At 70.3% G+C, this 13,662-nt stretch carries 11 protein-coding genes; 9 read left to right on the plus strand and 2 right to left on the minus strand.

Annotation, left to right across the window (positions count from 1 at the left end; translation table 11 throughout):
• Window positions 1-89: 89 nt before the first annotated feature.
• Window positions 90-305 carry a hypothetical protein gene (locus tag M3190_RS13715; protein WP_251582780.1) on the minus strand — a complete coding sequence of 72 codons (216 nt, stop codon included), beginning with the start codon at window positions 303-305 and terminating at the stop codon, window positions 90-92.
• Window positions 306-582: 277 nt separating this feature from the next.
• Between M3190_RS13715 and M3190_RS13720 the strand changes: the two genes are divergently transcribed.
• Both M3190_RS13720 and M3190_RS13725 read left to right on the plus strand, forming a co-directional pair.
• Window positions 583-1,212: a DUF1684 domain-containing protein gene (locus M3190_RS13720; protein ID WP_251582783.1), complete on the plus strand. Its 630-nt coding sequence runs from the start codon at window positions 583-585 to the stop codon at window positions 1,210-1,212.
• Between the two features lie 149 nt (window positions 1,213-1,361).
• Window positions 1,362-2,312, plus strand: coding sequence for an aldo/keto reductase (locus M3190_RS13725; RefSeq protein ID WP_308222258.1), 951 nt, complete (start codon window positions 1,362-1,364; stop codon window positions 2,310-2,312).
• A gap of 169 nt (window positions 2,313-2,481) precedes the next feature.
• Here the strand turns inward: M3190_RS13725 and M3190_RS13730 are convergent, their stop codons facing one another.
• On the minus strand, window positions 2,482-3,993 hold the full coding sequence (locus M3190_RS13730) for a serine/threonine-protein kinase (RefSeq protein ID WP_251582792.1): 1,512 nt from the start codon (window positions 3,991-3,993) through the stop codon (window positions 2,482-2,484).
• Between the two features lie 486 nt (window positions 3,994-4,479).
• Between M3190_RS13730 and M3190_RS13735 the strand changes: the two genes are divergently transcribed.
• From M3190_RS13735 to M3190_RS13765, 7 genes are all read left to right on the plus strand, one after another.
• The gene (locus tag M3190_RS13735; protein WP_251582793.1) at window positions 4,480-6,021 is read left to right on the plus strand and encodes a glycosyltransferase family 2 protein; all 1,542 of its coding nucleotides are present in this window, start codon (window positions 4,480-4,482) and stop codon (window positions 6,019-6,021) included.
• A 71-nt stretch (window positions 6,022-6,092) separates the two neighbouring features.
• Window positions 6,093-7,196: an FUSC family protein gene (locus M3190_RS13740; RefSeq protein ID WP_251582794.1), complete on the plus strand. Its 1,104-nt coding sequence runs from the start codon at window positions 6,093-6,095 to the stop codon at window positions 7,194-7,196.
• Between the two features lie 42 nt (window positions 7,197-7,238).
• Entirely contained in the window at window positions 7,239-8,414 is a 1,176-nt protein-coding gene (locus tag M3190_RS13745) for a PP2C family protein-serine/threonine phosphatase (protein WP_251582795.1), read from the plus strand.
• A complete protein-coding gene (locus M3190_RS13750) occupies window positions 8,411-10,408 on the plus strand; it encodes a glycosyltransferase family 2 protein (RefSeq protein ID WP_251582796.1) in 1,998 nt (665 codons plus the stop codon). Before M3190_RS13745 ends, M3190_RS13750 begins: the two co-directional genes overlap by 4 nt.
• Entirely contained in the window at window positions 10,393-10,725 is a 333-nt protein-coding gene (locus M3190_RS13755; RefSeq protein WP_251582798.1) for an STAS domain-containing protein, read from the plus strand. The genes M3190_RS13750 and M3190_RS13755 overlap by 16 nt, the downstream gene beginning before the upstream one ends.
• Window positions 10,715-11,140 carry an ATP-binding protein gene (locus M3190_RS13760; RefSeq protein ID WP_251582800.1) on the plus strand — a complete coding sequence of 142 codons (426 nt, stop codon included), beginning with the start codon at window positions 10,715-10,717 and terminating at the stop codon, window positions 11,138-11,140. The genes M3190_RS13755 and M3190_RS13760 overlap by 11 nt, the downstream gene beginning before the upstream one ends.
• Before the next feature lie 41 nt (window positions 11,141-11,181).
• Window positions 11,182-13,626 (plus strand): ATP-dependent helicase, encoded by a 2,445-nt coding sequence (locus M3190_RS13765; protein ID WP_251582802.1) that lies wholly within the window; start codon window positions 11,182-11,184, stop codon window positions 13,624-13,626.
• Window positions 13,627-13,662: the final 36 nt, after the last annotated feature.

The raw sequence follows: 13,662 nt of genomic DNA on the forward strand, positions 1-13,662 counted from the left end.
CGAGTCAGGGAAGTAAAACCGGGGAATGAGAACCGGTCAGGCGAAGGGGCGGTGCGTCAGCGGACGCGCCGCCCCCTCGGCATCCGCCGTCAGCGTTCGCAGAGGCGGGGTTCGTCGCCCGTCCCGAAGCGGTAATCGAAGGTTCGGCCGTCAGCCCGGACGATGACGCGGTAGCCGTCGACGACCGCCTGCGTGTAGGACATGCCCGGTGCGGGACAGCCCAAGGATCCGTCGGAGAACTCGACCCGCTCCGACGACACGAGGGTCGGGTCCCCGTCGACGCCGCGACCGGTCAGATCGGCCATGATCGCCGCCCACTTCGCGGGTGGGAGCTCGGCGGGAGAACCGGTCGGGCCGAGTGGTGCGGGACTCGCCGTCCGGAAGGGGGGACGAAGGGACGATGTGCTGTCTCCCGGGGACGCGGGCATGGACGTTCCTTCCGTCGCGCAGGCTGTGAGCGTGAGCGCCGCGAGCAGTGTCGCAGCGACGAGAACGGGGCGTGGTGCGCGCATGAGGCCTCCCGCCCGCGACGTTACGCCGATCGAGGGCCCCGGGGGAGGCCCGGACGCATAGCCTGAAGCCATGAGCGTCACCCCTGGCCGCACCGCCCTGGAGGTCGCCGACTGGCGCCGCCGGGTCTTCGCCCTCTACGCCGCTGTTCGTGCCGACGAGGATCCTCGGCATGCCCATGCGCAGTGGCGAGCGGCGCGCGACGACCTCTTCGCGCGGCATGCCGCCAGTCCGTTGCTGCCCGAGGATCGCGACGCCTTCGCGGGGTTGCCCGTCGCGCCGTACGACCCGGACTGGCGCTTCGAGGTGCCGCTCCGAGAGGCCGAGCCGGGCGGCTTCGAATTCCCGACGGGAACGGACGGCGTCGTTCCCTTCGAGCGCATCGCGGTCGTCGACCTGCCGGATGTCGGCACCCTCGACGTCTGGCGGCTCACGACCTACGGCGGGGGAGTCTTCATCCCGCTCCGTGACGCGCTCGCCGGCTCGCCCGGGGGGACCTACGGGGGCGGTCGCTATCTGATCGACACGATCAAGGGCGCCGATCTCGGGACGGATGCCGCGGCAGGCACGATCGTGCTCGATCTCAACTTCGCCTACAACCCGTCGTGCGCGTACGACCCCGCGTGGGCATGCCCGCTCGCGCAGCCGGGGAATGTGCTCGCCGTCGAGGTCCCCGTCGGCGAGCGTTACACGGGTGGGTGACTGCGCTCGTCCGCAGCAAACGCCGGTGAGGTTCTCCGATACGTTGGGGGAGCCGGCTGCACGCCGCCCCGCCCCCTCCCATGGAAGAACCGGTGACGCCGATGACCGCCTCTGAACTCGCCACCGCATCCATTCGAGGCGCAGTCACCGTGAGCGATGTCGGCTTCGGCGCGGCTCAGCTGGGCAATCTCAACCGCACGACGACGGACGAGGAGTCGACCTCCGCGGTCCGTGCCGCGTTGGCGGCAGGGGTGTCGTATTTCGACACCGCCCCGCACTACGGGCTCGGGCTCTCCGAACGGCGACTGGGACGAGCACTGACGGGCGTCACGCGGGACGACATCGTGCTGTCGACGAAGGTCGGTCGCCTGCTCGTCGACAGCCCTGAGACGGCGGGTCGTCAGGATGACCAGGGCTTCATCGTGCCGGCATCCGTTCGCCGCGAGTGGGACTTCTCGGCCGACGGCGTGAAGCGTTCCATCGAGGAAAGCCTCAACCGTCTGGGCACCGACCGTATCGACATCGTCTATCTGCACGATCCCGACGATCACGAGGACCAGGCCATCCGCGAGGCGCTCCCCGCCCTCATCGACCTGCGCGAGCAGGGCGTGGTGCGCGCGATCGGCGCGGGGATGAACCAGTCGGCCATGCCGGCCCGCTTCATCGACGCGCACGACCTCGACGTCGTGATGCTCGCGGGTCGTCTGACCCTGTTGGATCAGACGGGACTGGTCGACCTGCTCCCGGTCGCGCTCGAACGCGGCGTCGCCATCGTGGCCGCGGGCGTCTACAACTCCGGGCTCCTCAGCTCGTCGGAGATCCGGGCCGACGCCCACTTCGACTACGCGCCGGCGTCGGCGGGCATCCTCGCCCGCGCGCAGCGACTCGCTGAGATCTGCCGTGGCCGCGGCGTCGACCTGCCCGCTGCCGCGGTCCAGTATCCCCTGCGGCATCCCGCTGTCGTCTCCGCCGTCATCGGCATGCGCAGCGTCGCCCACGTGGACAGCAGCATCGAACGGCGGACGGCGGAGATCCCGGACGACTTCTGGGCAGAGCTCGACGCGGAGGGCATCGCTCCGGACCTCGTCCGGGCAGGCTGATTCATCGAGCGTCTCGACGCGACGGCGGGAGTCGAACCCGCTGCACATCCGGTATGACCCGGTGCCCGGGACCACCCGGACCGCCGCGATGCGCCCACGCTAACCCGGAGTTCCGACCTTCCGTCGACCGATGACCCGGGATGACGACCTGTGTCATCCTGTGACGCGCTCAGCCCTTGGCGGTCTTGTCCTTTCCGCTCTTGGCCGAGTTGCCGTTGCTGTTGCCCTTGCCGGACTTCTTCTTCTCGCCGGAGACGGCGGAGTTGTCGGGGGCATGCCCCTTGGCGTTCTGATTCGCGTTCGATCGGGCCTTCTGACCGGGGTCGTCATCGCTCGCGGACGTGTCGCCTGCGCTGTCGTCGGATGCGGGTGCCGCGGGTTCCGCGGGTTCCGCGGGTTCCGCTGGAGCATCGACATCGACAGAGGTGTCCGCGTCAGACGTGCCCTCTGCCGGCTGATCGACCGTCACGACGGCAGGGGCGGTGTCCTCATCGGCGACGAGGTCCGCGGGAGCGGGCGTCGTGGGGCCGGTCAACGTCTCCGCCGGCGCCGGGCCGGTGCCGGGTGCGCCGCCGGCCCACAGCGCGCCCACGAGGATGAGGCCGGCGGCGACCACGCTCGCCGCGCCGGTCAGGATCCACACCCGCGCGCGCCGCAGGCGCCGCCCCGAGCGCAACCCCCTGCGCGACCGGACGAGATCATGCTGCCGGACCGTCATGTCGGTGTCGGTGTCGGCGTCAGGGACGGATGAGATCGGCTCGATCGGGGCAGCGGCGGGGACGTCGAGCGCCTGCGTCTCCTGATCGAGGGTTGCGGCGGCGGGCCGTTCGGGACGGACGATGTCGCGCGGGAGCGACCGCGCGCGTGCTGCCACCTCCGCCGCGGTGGGGCGATCAGCGGGGTCGCGCGCGATCATCGACGAGAGGAGCTCCGACCAATCGGGACCGAGCCACGCCGGGATCTCGGGCGTCTCCACGAGCCGGGCCATGACGCGACCGATTCCCGACGCCTCAGGGAAGGCGCGCTCGCCCGTGATCGTCTCGAGCAGCAGCAGACCGAGCGCGTAGACATCCGCGGCAGGCCCCGCGGGCTCGCCTCGCACCTGCTCGGGAGCGAGGTAGGCGGCCGTACCGATGACCGTGCCCGGGCTCGTGTGCCTCGTGCTGTCGGCCAGGTAGGCGACGCCGAAGTCCGCGAGCTTGGGCCAGTACCGGCGTCCCGGCGTCGTGGCGGCGGCCAGAAGCACGTTCGACGGTTTCACGTCGCGGTGGACGATACCGGCGCGGTGGACGGTGTCGAGTCCCGCAGCGAGTTCGATCGCGATGCCGGCCGTCTCGGCGGCATCCAATGGTCCGTCGTACAGCGCAACGGCCAGGGACTGCCCCTCGACGAACTCCATGACGAGGTACTCCGGCTGGCCCGGCACGATCTTCGCGTCGAACAGCGTCACGAGCGACGGGTGATTCAGGGAGGCCAGCAGCGACATCTCCGTGCGCGCGCGGGGCGGGATGGCGGGGTGCTCCGCTTCGGTACGCATGATCTTGATCGCCACCGTGCGTCCCAGGATGACGTCGTCCGCACGGTAGACCCGCGCCATGCCGCCCTGACCGACGCACGCACCGAGAACGTAACGCCCGTCGAGCATGCCCGTGGTGACCGGTTCGACGGGCGGTTCGGTCACGGCCACTCCTGCGGGATGCTTCGGGCTGCGGCGGGCCCGTCGGGATGTCGCCTGCGGTGCGACAGTCCGACCGTAAGACCTCGAACGAATCAGGTCTGGCGGCTTGACTCCGGTGCTGATTGGTGCATGCGGCGCGCTGAGCGATTACGACCACGCCGCCCCGAGCGCAAGGGGTGCGTTCGGTCAGCGTGGGCGCGGTTACGGTGCCGCCATGCCATCCTTCGCGCCGCTGCGCCCCGCGGCCCAGGCCTCGCCCCGTCTCCGCCGTGCGAGCGGGGACGTCTCCAGGGCACGACGGCTGATCCGCGCGTCCCGCCGTCGGCGCGGCGGCCGGGTGGCTCGTGAGTGTGCACCCGACCGTGGCCGAAGACGCGGTGGCCTGGATCTCGGTCTCGACGGCCGGGCCGGCATCTCGTCGGATCTGCGTAAGGTGCAGTCGTCGTCTCGGCTCGTGCTGACGGCGAGGGCGTCCGAGCGGCGTCTCTCGTGAGTTTCCGGACGGCACATGCCTCGACGGTGCTCGTGGTCGCCTTGTGGGCCGCCCTCGTCGTCCCGCTCATCACCTGGGCCGCTGCGCTCGGATCACCGCTCGCGGTCGCGTTCGCCGCGGCGAACGCGCTCACGTGGGTTGCGGGCGGGAGGGCGCTTGCGCTGTGGTTGCGCGCCTCGGCGCCGCAGCGGGTTGCGCCGGTCGGACACGGCGCGCAGCCCCACCGCATCGCGCTACTGGTCTGCGTCTGCGACGACCTGGACACCTCGGCAGTGGTCCACAGCGCCCAGCAGGACATCCCGGTCGATGTCGTGCTGCTCGACGACTCCCGCGACCCGGATAGGGCGGCTCGGGTCGACGCGCTGGCAGCTGCGCGAGGGTGGGTCGTCCTCCGGCGGGCCGAACGATCCGGCTTCAAGGCGGGCAACCTGAACGCGGGGATCGCGGCGTTGCGCGGACGCTACGACGCGTACCTCATCTGCGACAGCGACGTCGTCCTGGAGGCGAGTGTTGCGCGGGTGTGCAGCGCGGCGTTGGCGGACCCGGCAGTGGCCGTCGCGCAGGCCTCGCCGGCGGCATCCCCCGGAAGCAGTCCATTCGCCCGCTATTTCGGTCCGCTGCTCGCCACGCATCTCGGCGTCACACGTCGCGGACGCGGTGCGCACGGGGTGACCGCTTTCCTCGGCCGCGGTGCGCTCGTACGAGCCGCCGCGATCGCCGACGTGGGCGGCTTCCCCGAGGCTGTCGCTGAGGATCTTGCGATGACCGTCCAGCTTCGTCGTCGGGGCTGGCGCATCGTCGACGCCGATGTCGCCTTCGCGGAGGACTACCCGATCGACTATGCGGCGTTCCGTGTGCAGCTGCGGAAGACGGCCGAAGGTGCCGTCGAGTTCCTGCGGCATCCCGAACGGATGCGAGGGCTTCGACTGCGGGAGGCCATCGACCTGTCACTCGAGACAGCGCTCGTTCCGGTGACCGCGCTGGCCGGCGCGGTGATACTGCTCACCGGTGCGGCTCTCGTCGGGCTCGACACGCCTCCGCCGGTGTGGGGGATCTTCGTTTCCGCCGTCGCCGCCGCGATGCCTCTGCTGCCCGAGGCGCTGCGTCGCGCGCGCACCCAGCGCATCGCGGCCGGAGCGGTCTTCGGTCTCGCCGCCGGTCTGCTCTACGCCTCGACGACGTTCGTCGTGCTCGCCGCCGTGATCCGGACGGGCCTCGGACGGCGGGCGACCTTCTGGGTGACGCCCAAAACACCGTCGCGCCGAGGAGTGAGCACGGTCCTGCGAGATGAGCTCGTGCTCGTCCCGCTTCTGGTCATGGGCGCCGTAGCTGCCTCCGGTTCGGCCCTGTCGGCGGCGGGGCCGGTCATGCCCGCGGTCGTGGCCGCGGTGTTCGCTTCGGGGATGATGAGCGGCCGGGTGCGCGCCCGCATCGAGGCGCCCCTCGCTCCGCGCCGTCGCCGAGGGCGGGGCGACGCGCGGCGGCGCAGCACCGACGCCGCAGCCACCATCGGTCCTCCGCGGACGCTCACGCGATAGACGGATACGACGACGCGCACGCGGGCGCAAGGGGGGCATCGCAGCGGCGCCCGCGCGGTTACGGTGCCCGCATGCCCTTGTCCCTCCCTCGTCGGACCGCGGCCCAGATCGCGCTCCGCGTGCGTCGCGCCGGCGGTGACGTCTTCACGGCGCGACGGCTGATCCTGGCGCTCAAGACTGCCGTCGCGGCGGCGGTCGCCTGGTTCTTCGCGCCGCTCGTCCCGTTCGCCGACGCGGACTACTCCTATTACGCGCCCCTCGGCGTCCTCGTCAGCATGTATCCGACCGTCGCCGACTCGGCGCGAGCCGGCATCCAGTCGCTCATCGGTCTGGCGTGCGGCATCGCGGTGGGCTTCGGCGGTCTTGCGATCGTGGCCTCGGGGGCGCCGGGAATCGTCGCCGTCGGGGTTGTGGTGCTCGCCGGTGTGGCGGTCGGCGGTATCCGCGCCCTCGGGATGGGGCGCGACTGGGTCGCTTTGGCGGGGCTGTTCGTGCTGCTGCTGAGCAAGAACGACCCCGACGGGTTCTCGTCGTCCTATCTGGCGACGATGGCGTTCGGCGTCCTGGTGGGTGTCGTCGCGAACTACGTCCTCGTGCCGCCGCTGTACCTCCAATCCGCGCGGGACCGGCTGTCGGAGCTCCGGGCCGCGGTGGTCACGGCCCTCGATCGGGCGGCGGATGCGGTGGCGAAGGGTGAGCCCGACAGAGGCGCCCTGGTCGAGGACGGCGAGGCGCTCGCCGAACTGTCCATAGCGGTGTCCGCCGATGTCGACGAGGCGTCGCGTTCCGAGCGGGCGAACATCCGCGCGCGTGGCGTCGGCGGCGTGCACGACGAGAACGCCCATCGATGGTGGGGACTCGAACGAGCGACGTATCTCGCCCGCGACATGCTCGACGTCCTCGGGCAGCAGGACTGCCTCGACGAGCGGCACGGCGACCCGGAGCTGCTCGCCGCGGCGATGAGGTCCGTCGCCGAGCAGCTCGCGACACCCCCGGGCGATCCCGAGACCACGGCGAGGACGGATGCCGCTTGGCGCGCCATCGATGAGTACGCGGCGTCTCTTCCCGCAGCGGACGAGGCCGCCGACGAGCACGATCAGCCGGGATTGTGGCTCGCGGCCACGCTCGGACGCATGACCGACGTCTCGCGGCGGGTCTCGGCCGCGCTGGTCTGAGCGAGGTTGCGATGCACAGGGGACTCATATGAGAGTGGGGGCATGACCATGGTGGAGGGGGACGCGGCCGCGCGCGAGGCGGCGCGACAGCGTGCGCTCGAGGAACTCGACATCCTCGACCAGCCGACGGACGAGCGGGTCGATCGGGTGACCAGGCTCGCCCGCGAGGTGTTCGGTGTGCCGATGGTCAGTGTCACCCTCCTGGACGACGACCGGCAGTGGCGCCTGTCGGAGCAGGGCTTCGGCGGCGAGCGCGAGGCGCCCCGAGAGGGGTCCTTCTGCGGTGCGACCGTCGAGCGCGGATCGCTGCTCGTCGTCGAGGATGCGGCATCCGACGAGTCCTTCCGGACCAACCCGTTCGTCGTCGGTGATCCCCACCTGCGCTTCTACGCAGGGCAGCCGCTGGAAGCCCCGGGCGGCGAGCACATCGGAACTCTGTGCATCCTCGACACGAAGCCGCGCACACTCACTGAGCCGCAACGCGAGCTGCTGCGCGAGATGGCGCTGTGGGTGCAGTCCGAGATCGCGCGGGAGCACGAGTTCGATCGGGCGGGTGAGGTCCAGCGCGCACTCCTGCCCAAGCGGACCCCCGAGCTGGCAGGATTCACCCTCGCGGCTGACGCCGTCGCGTCGGGCTCGGTGATGGGCGACCTCTACGACTGGTACCTGCACCAGGGCCGTCTGCGCCTCACGCTGGCCGACGTGATGGGCAAGGGGATCGGTGCCGGCCTGATCGCCGCGGGTGTGCGCGCGTCCTTGCGCACGGCGCGCGACCGGCCGCTCGTCAGTGCGGTCGAAGACCTCGACCGCCAGGTCTCGGAGGACCTCGCGGACCTCCACATGTTCGTGACCGCGGTGGTGGCCGACGTCGACGGTGAGACCGGTGACGTCGAGCTCGTCGACGCCGGGCACTCGCTGTCGTTCGTCGTCCGCGCCGACGACACGTGGGAGCCGGTGCGGTCGACGGGGCTGCCGCTGGGTATGGGCATCGATGACTCCCGCGCGTCCGCTCGGCTGCGGCTGGAGCCAGGGGATGCGCTGCTGTGCTGCAGCGACGGCGTCCTCGACATCCTCGACGTCGACGACCCCTTCGGTCAGGTGCTGCGCGCCCTCCGTGAGCGCGGTCCGGCGGGCGCCGTTGCGGAGGGGATCGCCCTGGCTCGGGAGCGGAAAGCGCCGGACGATGTGACCCTGATGGTCGTACGGAGGGATGCGTGAGCGGACGCTTCCTCGCCATCCGCATCCTGGCGCTGCTCTCGGTCCTGCTCGGACTCAACTACGTCGTCTGGCGGTGGCTGGCCTCCGTCAACTGGGACGCGTGGTGGATCGCCGTGCCACTGGTCGTCGCGGAGACCTACAGTCTCGTCGACACGGTTCTGTTCGCCGCGACCATGTGGCGGGCGAAGGAGCGCCCGCGACCCAGCTCGCCGCCGCAGGGGACGGTCGACGTCTTCATCACGACCTACAACGAGCCGATAGAGATGGTGATGGCCACGGCCCTCGCCGCGAAGCGCATCACCTACCCGCACCACACCTGGATCCTCGACGACGGCGCGCGCGACGAGCTTGCTCGCGCCGCGGAGGCGGCCGGCATCGGGTACCTCACCCGATCGGCGGACTGGGCGGACAAGCCCCGGCACGCGAAGGCCGGCAACCTGAACAATGCCCTCCTGCAGACCGACGGCGAGTTCCTCCTCATCCTCGATGCGGACCAGGTCCCGGATCCGCTCATCCTCGGCAACACCCTCGGATATTTCGCCGACGATCCGCAGGTCGCCCTCGTGCAGACCCCGCAGTGGTTCGTCAACGTCGGCGAGGCCGACCCGCTCGGAAGTCAGGCGCCCCTGTTCTACGGGCCCATCCAGCAGGGGAAGGACGGCTGGAACGCGGCCTTCTTCTGCGGTTCCAACGCGATCCTCCGACGCGATGCGCTCATGCAGCTCGGCATCGTCGGCTACGTGCGTGACCTCGAGGACTCGGTCTCGACGGCGCTGAAGACCTCCCAGCGGATGCTGCGACGCGCCGCATCCGATCGGTCGCTCACCCCCGACGTCGCCGCCGAGGTCGGCCGCCTGGGCGAGGCGGTGCAGCGGGCGCGCGCCGAGCTCGCGCTCGGTGCTCCCATCGCGGAGATCACCGCGGCGGTGCACGGGGAGATACAGGAGGCATCCGGTCGCCTCGTCGAGACGGATCTCGCCGGCATCCGGGCCGATGTCGCAGAACTGGCCTCCCTCGCCGTGCAGCGCGACGCCGAGCTCGACGCGTTCGTCGTGGACGACCGTGCCCTCGAGTCGCTGTCGGTGCGGGAGCTCTCTCCGCTCGCGACGATCGCCGCCGTCGACGCGCTCGTCGAAGCGGTCCGGGTGGACCGGCCGGGCGAGGCGCAACCCATCCAGCCGCTCGCGACGATCTCGGTCACGGAGGACATGGCCACGGCGATGCAGCTTCACGCGCTGGGGTGGAAGAGCGTCTACCACCACGAGATCCTCGCGCACGGCCTCGCACCCGAGGATCTGCGCACGATGCTGAAGCAGCGACTGCGGTGGGCGCAGGGCACGATGCAGGTCCTGCTGCGCGACAACCCCCTGCGCAAGAAAGGCCTCTCGGTCGGCCAGAGGCTCATGTACTTCGGCACGATGTGGAGCTACCTGAGCGGGTTCGCCGCGGTCATCTACCTCGCCGCGCCCATCATCTACCTGCTGCTGGGGGTCCTGCCCGTGACGGCATGGTCCGTCGACTTCTTCGCGCGCTTCCTGCCCTACTTCATCGTCAACCAGATCCTCTTCGTGGTGGTCGCCAAGGGGATCAGGACGTGGCGCGGTCAGCAGTACTCGCTCGCGCTGTTCCCCGTGTGGATCGCGGCATGCGTCACGGCGTTCGCCAATGTCGTCCTCGGCAAATCGCTCGACTTCGTCGTCACGCGCAAAGACGGGCGCGCCGCGGGCGGACCTCCCTGGCGCCAGATCTGGCCGCAGCTGACGGCCATGGTGCTGCTCGCCATCGCCGTCGTGGTCGGGATCGGCCGCGTCATCGTCGGCACCGCGGACGGCACCGGCACCCTCGTCAACACACTCTGGGTCGGGTACGACCTCGTCGTGCTCAGCGTCATCATCCAGGCCGCGCGCTATCGGGGGTTCCAGGAGCACGACCCGCCCCTCGCCGCATCCACCCCATCCGCCGATCAGAAGGAGCCCCCGTGGACCTCACCGTGACACCTGCGACCGGATACGCGGTCGTCGCCGTCGCCGGACGACTCACCGCCCCGGGCGTCGCGCGCTTCCGCGCCGCCGTGGATGACGCGATCGCCGCCGCCGGCGCGCGCGTCGTCGTCGACCTCTCCGGCACCGCGTTCATCGACTCGTCGGGGATCGGCGCGCTGATCGGCGGGTTGAAGGCGGCGCGGCTCGCGGACGGGGACCTGCGCATCGCGGCGGTCCCCGAGGCGGTCGCGCGCGTCCTGACCCTCACGAATCTCGACCGCGTCCTGCGGGCGTACCCGGACGCGGAGGCCGCGTTCGATGGGCGCTGAGACGGTCGTCCGCGAGGTGTCCGGGCCCGCCGACCTGTCGCTCGTCGATGCCGTGCACGAGGCGCTCGACGACATGTGGGAAGCGGTGCCCGACGTCTCGGACGAGGATCGGATGCTGTTCGCTCTCGCCGTCAGCGAGATCGCCACGAACGTCGTCGAGCACGCGACCGGCGAGCAGGAGGCGACCGTCTCGATCCGGCTCTCCGTTGCTGCGGACGAACTCGTCGCCGTCATGTCCGACGACGCCGACCCCGCGCTGATCCGGCTCGACCGGGTGAGCATGCCGGACGCGGACGCCGAGTCCGGACGGGGGCTGGCGCTCGCGCTCGCCGCGCTCGACGAGCTGCGCCACGAGGCCGACGACGGCAACGTCTGGGTCCTCCGGCGGGAGAGGCGCTCGCCCGGCGCCGACTGAGCGGGATGGATGTCCGTGGGCGAACGTAGACTCGAAGGGACATGAGCGACTCCATCAAGCCCGTGATCGTCGGCGCCGGAGCGTCCCGTCCCGCCGGCGATTCCCGTCCCGACGAAGACCTGCTGGCGGGTCTCAACCCGCCGCAGCGCGAGGCCGTCACCCATCGGGGCTCCGCCCTGCTGATCATCGCCGGCGCGGGTTCGGGCAAGACGAGTGTGCTCACCCGGCGCATCGCCTCGCTGCTGCGTACCCGTGAGGCGTACCCGAGTCAGATCCTCGCCATCACCTTCACGAACAAGGCTGCGGGCGAGATGCGCGAGCGGGTGCGGCAGCTCGTCGGAGAGAGCGCGCAGGGCATGTGGATCTCGACCTTCCACTCGGCCTGCGTGCGCATCCTGCGGCGCGAGGCCGACCAGTTCGGCTTCACCAAGAGCTTCACGATCTATGACTCCGGCGACTCGCGGGCTCTCATCAAGCGCCTCGTCAAGGAGCACGAGGGCGACTCGTTCGGGTTCACCCCGGCCGCCGTCCAGGGGCGCATCTCGAAGCTCAAGAACGAACTGGCGGATGCCGAGTCCTACGCCCGCCAGGCGAACATGAGCGATCCCGCCGAACGGGTCTTCGTCGACATCTTCGCCGACTACCAGCGGTCGCTGCAGCGGGCGAACGCGTTCGACTTCGACGACCTCATCGCGCAGACCGTCTACCTGTTCCGTGCGTTCCCGCACGTCGCCGACGTCTATCGCAAGCGGTTCCGCCACATCCTGGTGGACGAGTACCAGGACACCAACCACGCCCAGTACGCGCTCATCCACGAGCTGACCCGGCCCGTCGTCGGCAAGGCCGGTGACGCGTTCTCCAGCGGCGGCATGATGATCTTCGAGCCCGACGAGGCGCCCGAGATCGAGGGTGCATCGCTCACCGTCGTCGGCGACTCCGACCAGTCGATCTACGCCTTCCGCGGCGCAGACATCCGCAACATCAGCGAGTTCGAGCGCGACTTCCCGGGCGCGAAGGTCGTGCTGCTCGAGCAGAACTACCGGTCGACGCAGAACATCCTGTCGGCGGCCAACGCGGTCATCGGCCACAACTTCGACCGCAAGGACAAGAAGCTGTGGACCGACGTCGGCGACGGCGATCCCATCGTCGGCTTCACCGGGTACTCGCAGCACGACGAGGCGCAGTTCGTCGCGGACGAGATCGAGGCCCTCCACCGCAAGGGCGTCGACTACGCGCAGATGGCGGTCTTCTACCGCACCAACTCGCAGTCCCGTGCGCTCGAGGAGATCTTCATCCGCTCGGCCGTGCCCTACAAGATCATGGGCGGCACCAAGTTCTACGAGCGCGCGGAGATCAAGGACGCCCTCGCCTACCTCGTTTCGGTCGCGAACCCCGCCGACGAGATGGCGGTGCGCCGCATCCTGAACAAACCCCGCCGCGGCATCGGCGACGTCACCGAGACCGCGATCGCCCGCTATGCGGCATCGGAGGGGATCACCTTCCGCGACGCGCTCGCGAACTCTTCAGCTCTCGGCGTCGGCGCCAAGGTGCAGAAGGCCATCGCCGAGCTCGACGCCGCGCTGGCCGAGGCGTCCGAGATCATGCTGCCGAGCTCGGGAGAGATCGCGCCGTCCACCTCGGTGACCGAGGGCTTGCGCGTCCTGCTGAACAGGTCGGGGTACTACGACGCGCTCCGCATGTCGAAGGACCCGCAGGACGAGGCGCGCGTCGAGAACCTCGACGAGCTCGTCGCGGTCACGCGGGAGTTCGCCCGCAACAACCCCGACGGCACGCTCCTGGACTTCCTCACCGAGGTGACGCTGGTGTCGGATGCCGACGACCTCGACGACGCGAGCGGTTCTGTCTCGCTCATGACGATGCACACCGCGAAGGGCCTCGAGTTCGACGCCGTGTTCGTCACCGGTGTCGAGGAGGACCTCATCCCGCACCGCATCTCGGCGGGGGAGCCGGGCGGACCGCAGGAGGAGCGGCGGCTCTTCTATGTCGCGCTCACCCGCGCCCGCAAACGGCTGCACCTGTCGCTCGCGATGACCCGTGCCCAGTTCGGCGAGGTGTCCGCAGCGATGCCGAGCCGTTTCCTGCAGGAGATCCCGCACGAGCTCATCGACTGGCGACAGTCGCCGGGTGACGTCAACTCCCGCGGTGGCACGCAGTCGCGCGCCCTCAACGGTCGCTCCGGCTCGCGATTCGGCGGCTCGAACCGCTACGGCGACGACCTCGTACCGCTGCCGCCCCGCGAGAAGTCGGACTCGCTCGCGAAGTTCGCGAACCGCATCCCGGCGAAGATCCGCGACAACGGCGACATGGAGCTCTCGGCGGGCGACCGCATCCGTCACGATGACTTCGGCGAGGGAAAAGTCGACATGGTGACCGGCGACGGAGCGAAGCGCGTCGCACACGTGCGGTTCGACAGCGCCGGTCCGAAGAAGCTCCTCATCAAGGTCGCGCCCATCACCAAGCTGTGAGGGGCGACCCGCGACCCTGCATCCCGCGTACCCTGA

The organism is Microbacterium oleivorans, assembly GCF_023715745.1.
Classification (GTDB): domain Bacteria; phylum Actinomycetota; class Actinomycetes; order Actinomycetales; family Microbacteriaceae; genus Microbacterium; species Microbacterium oleivorans_D.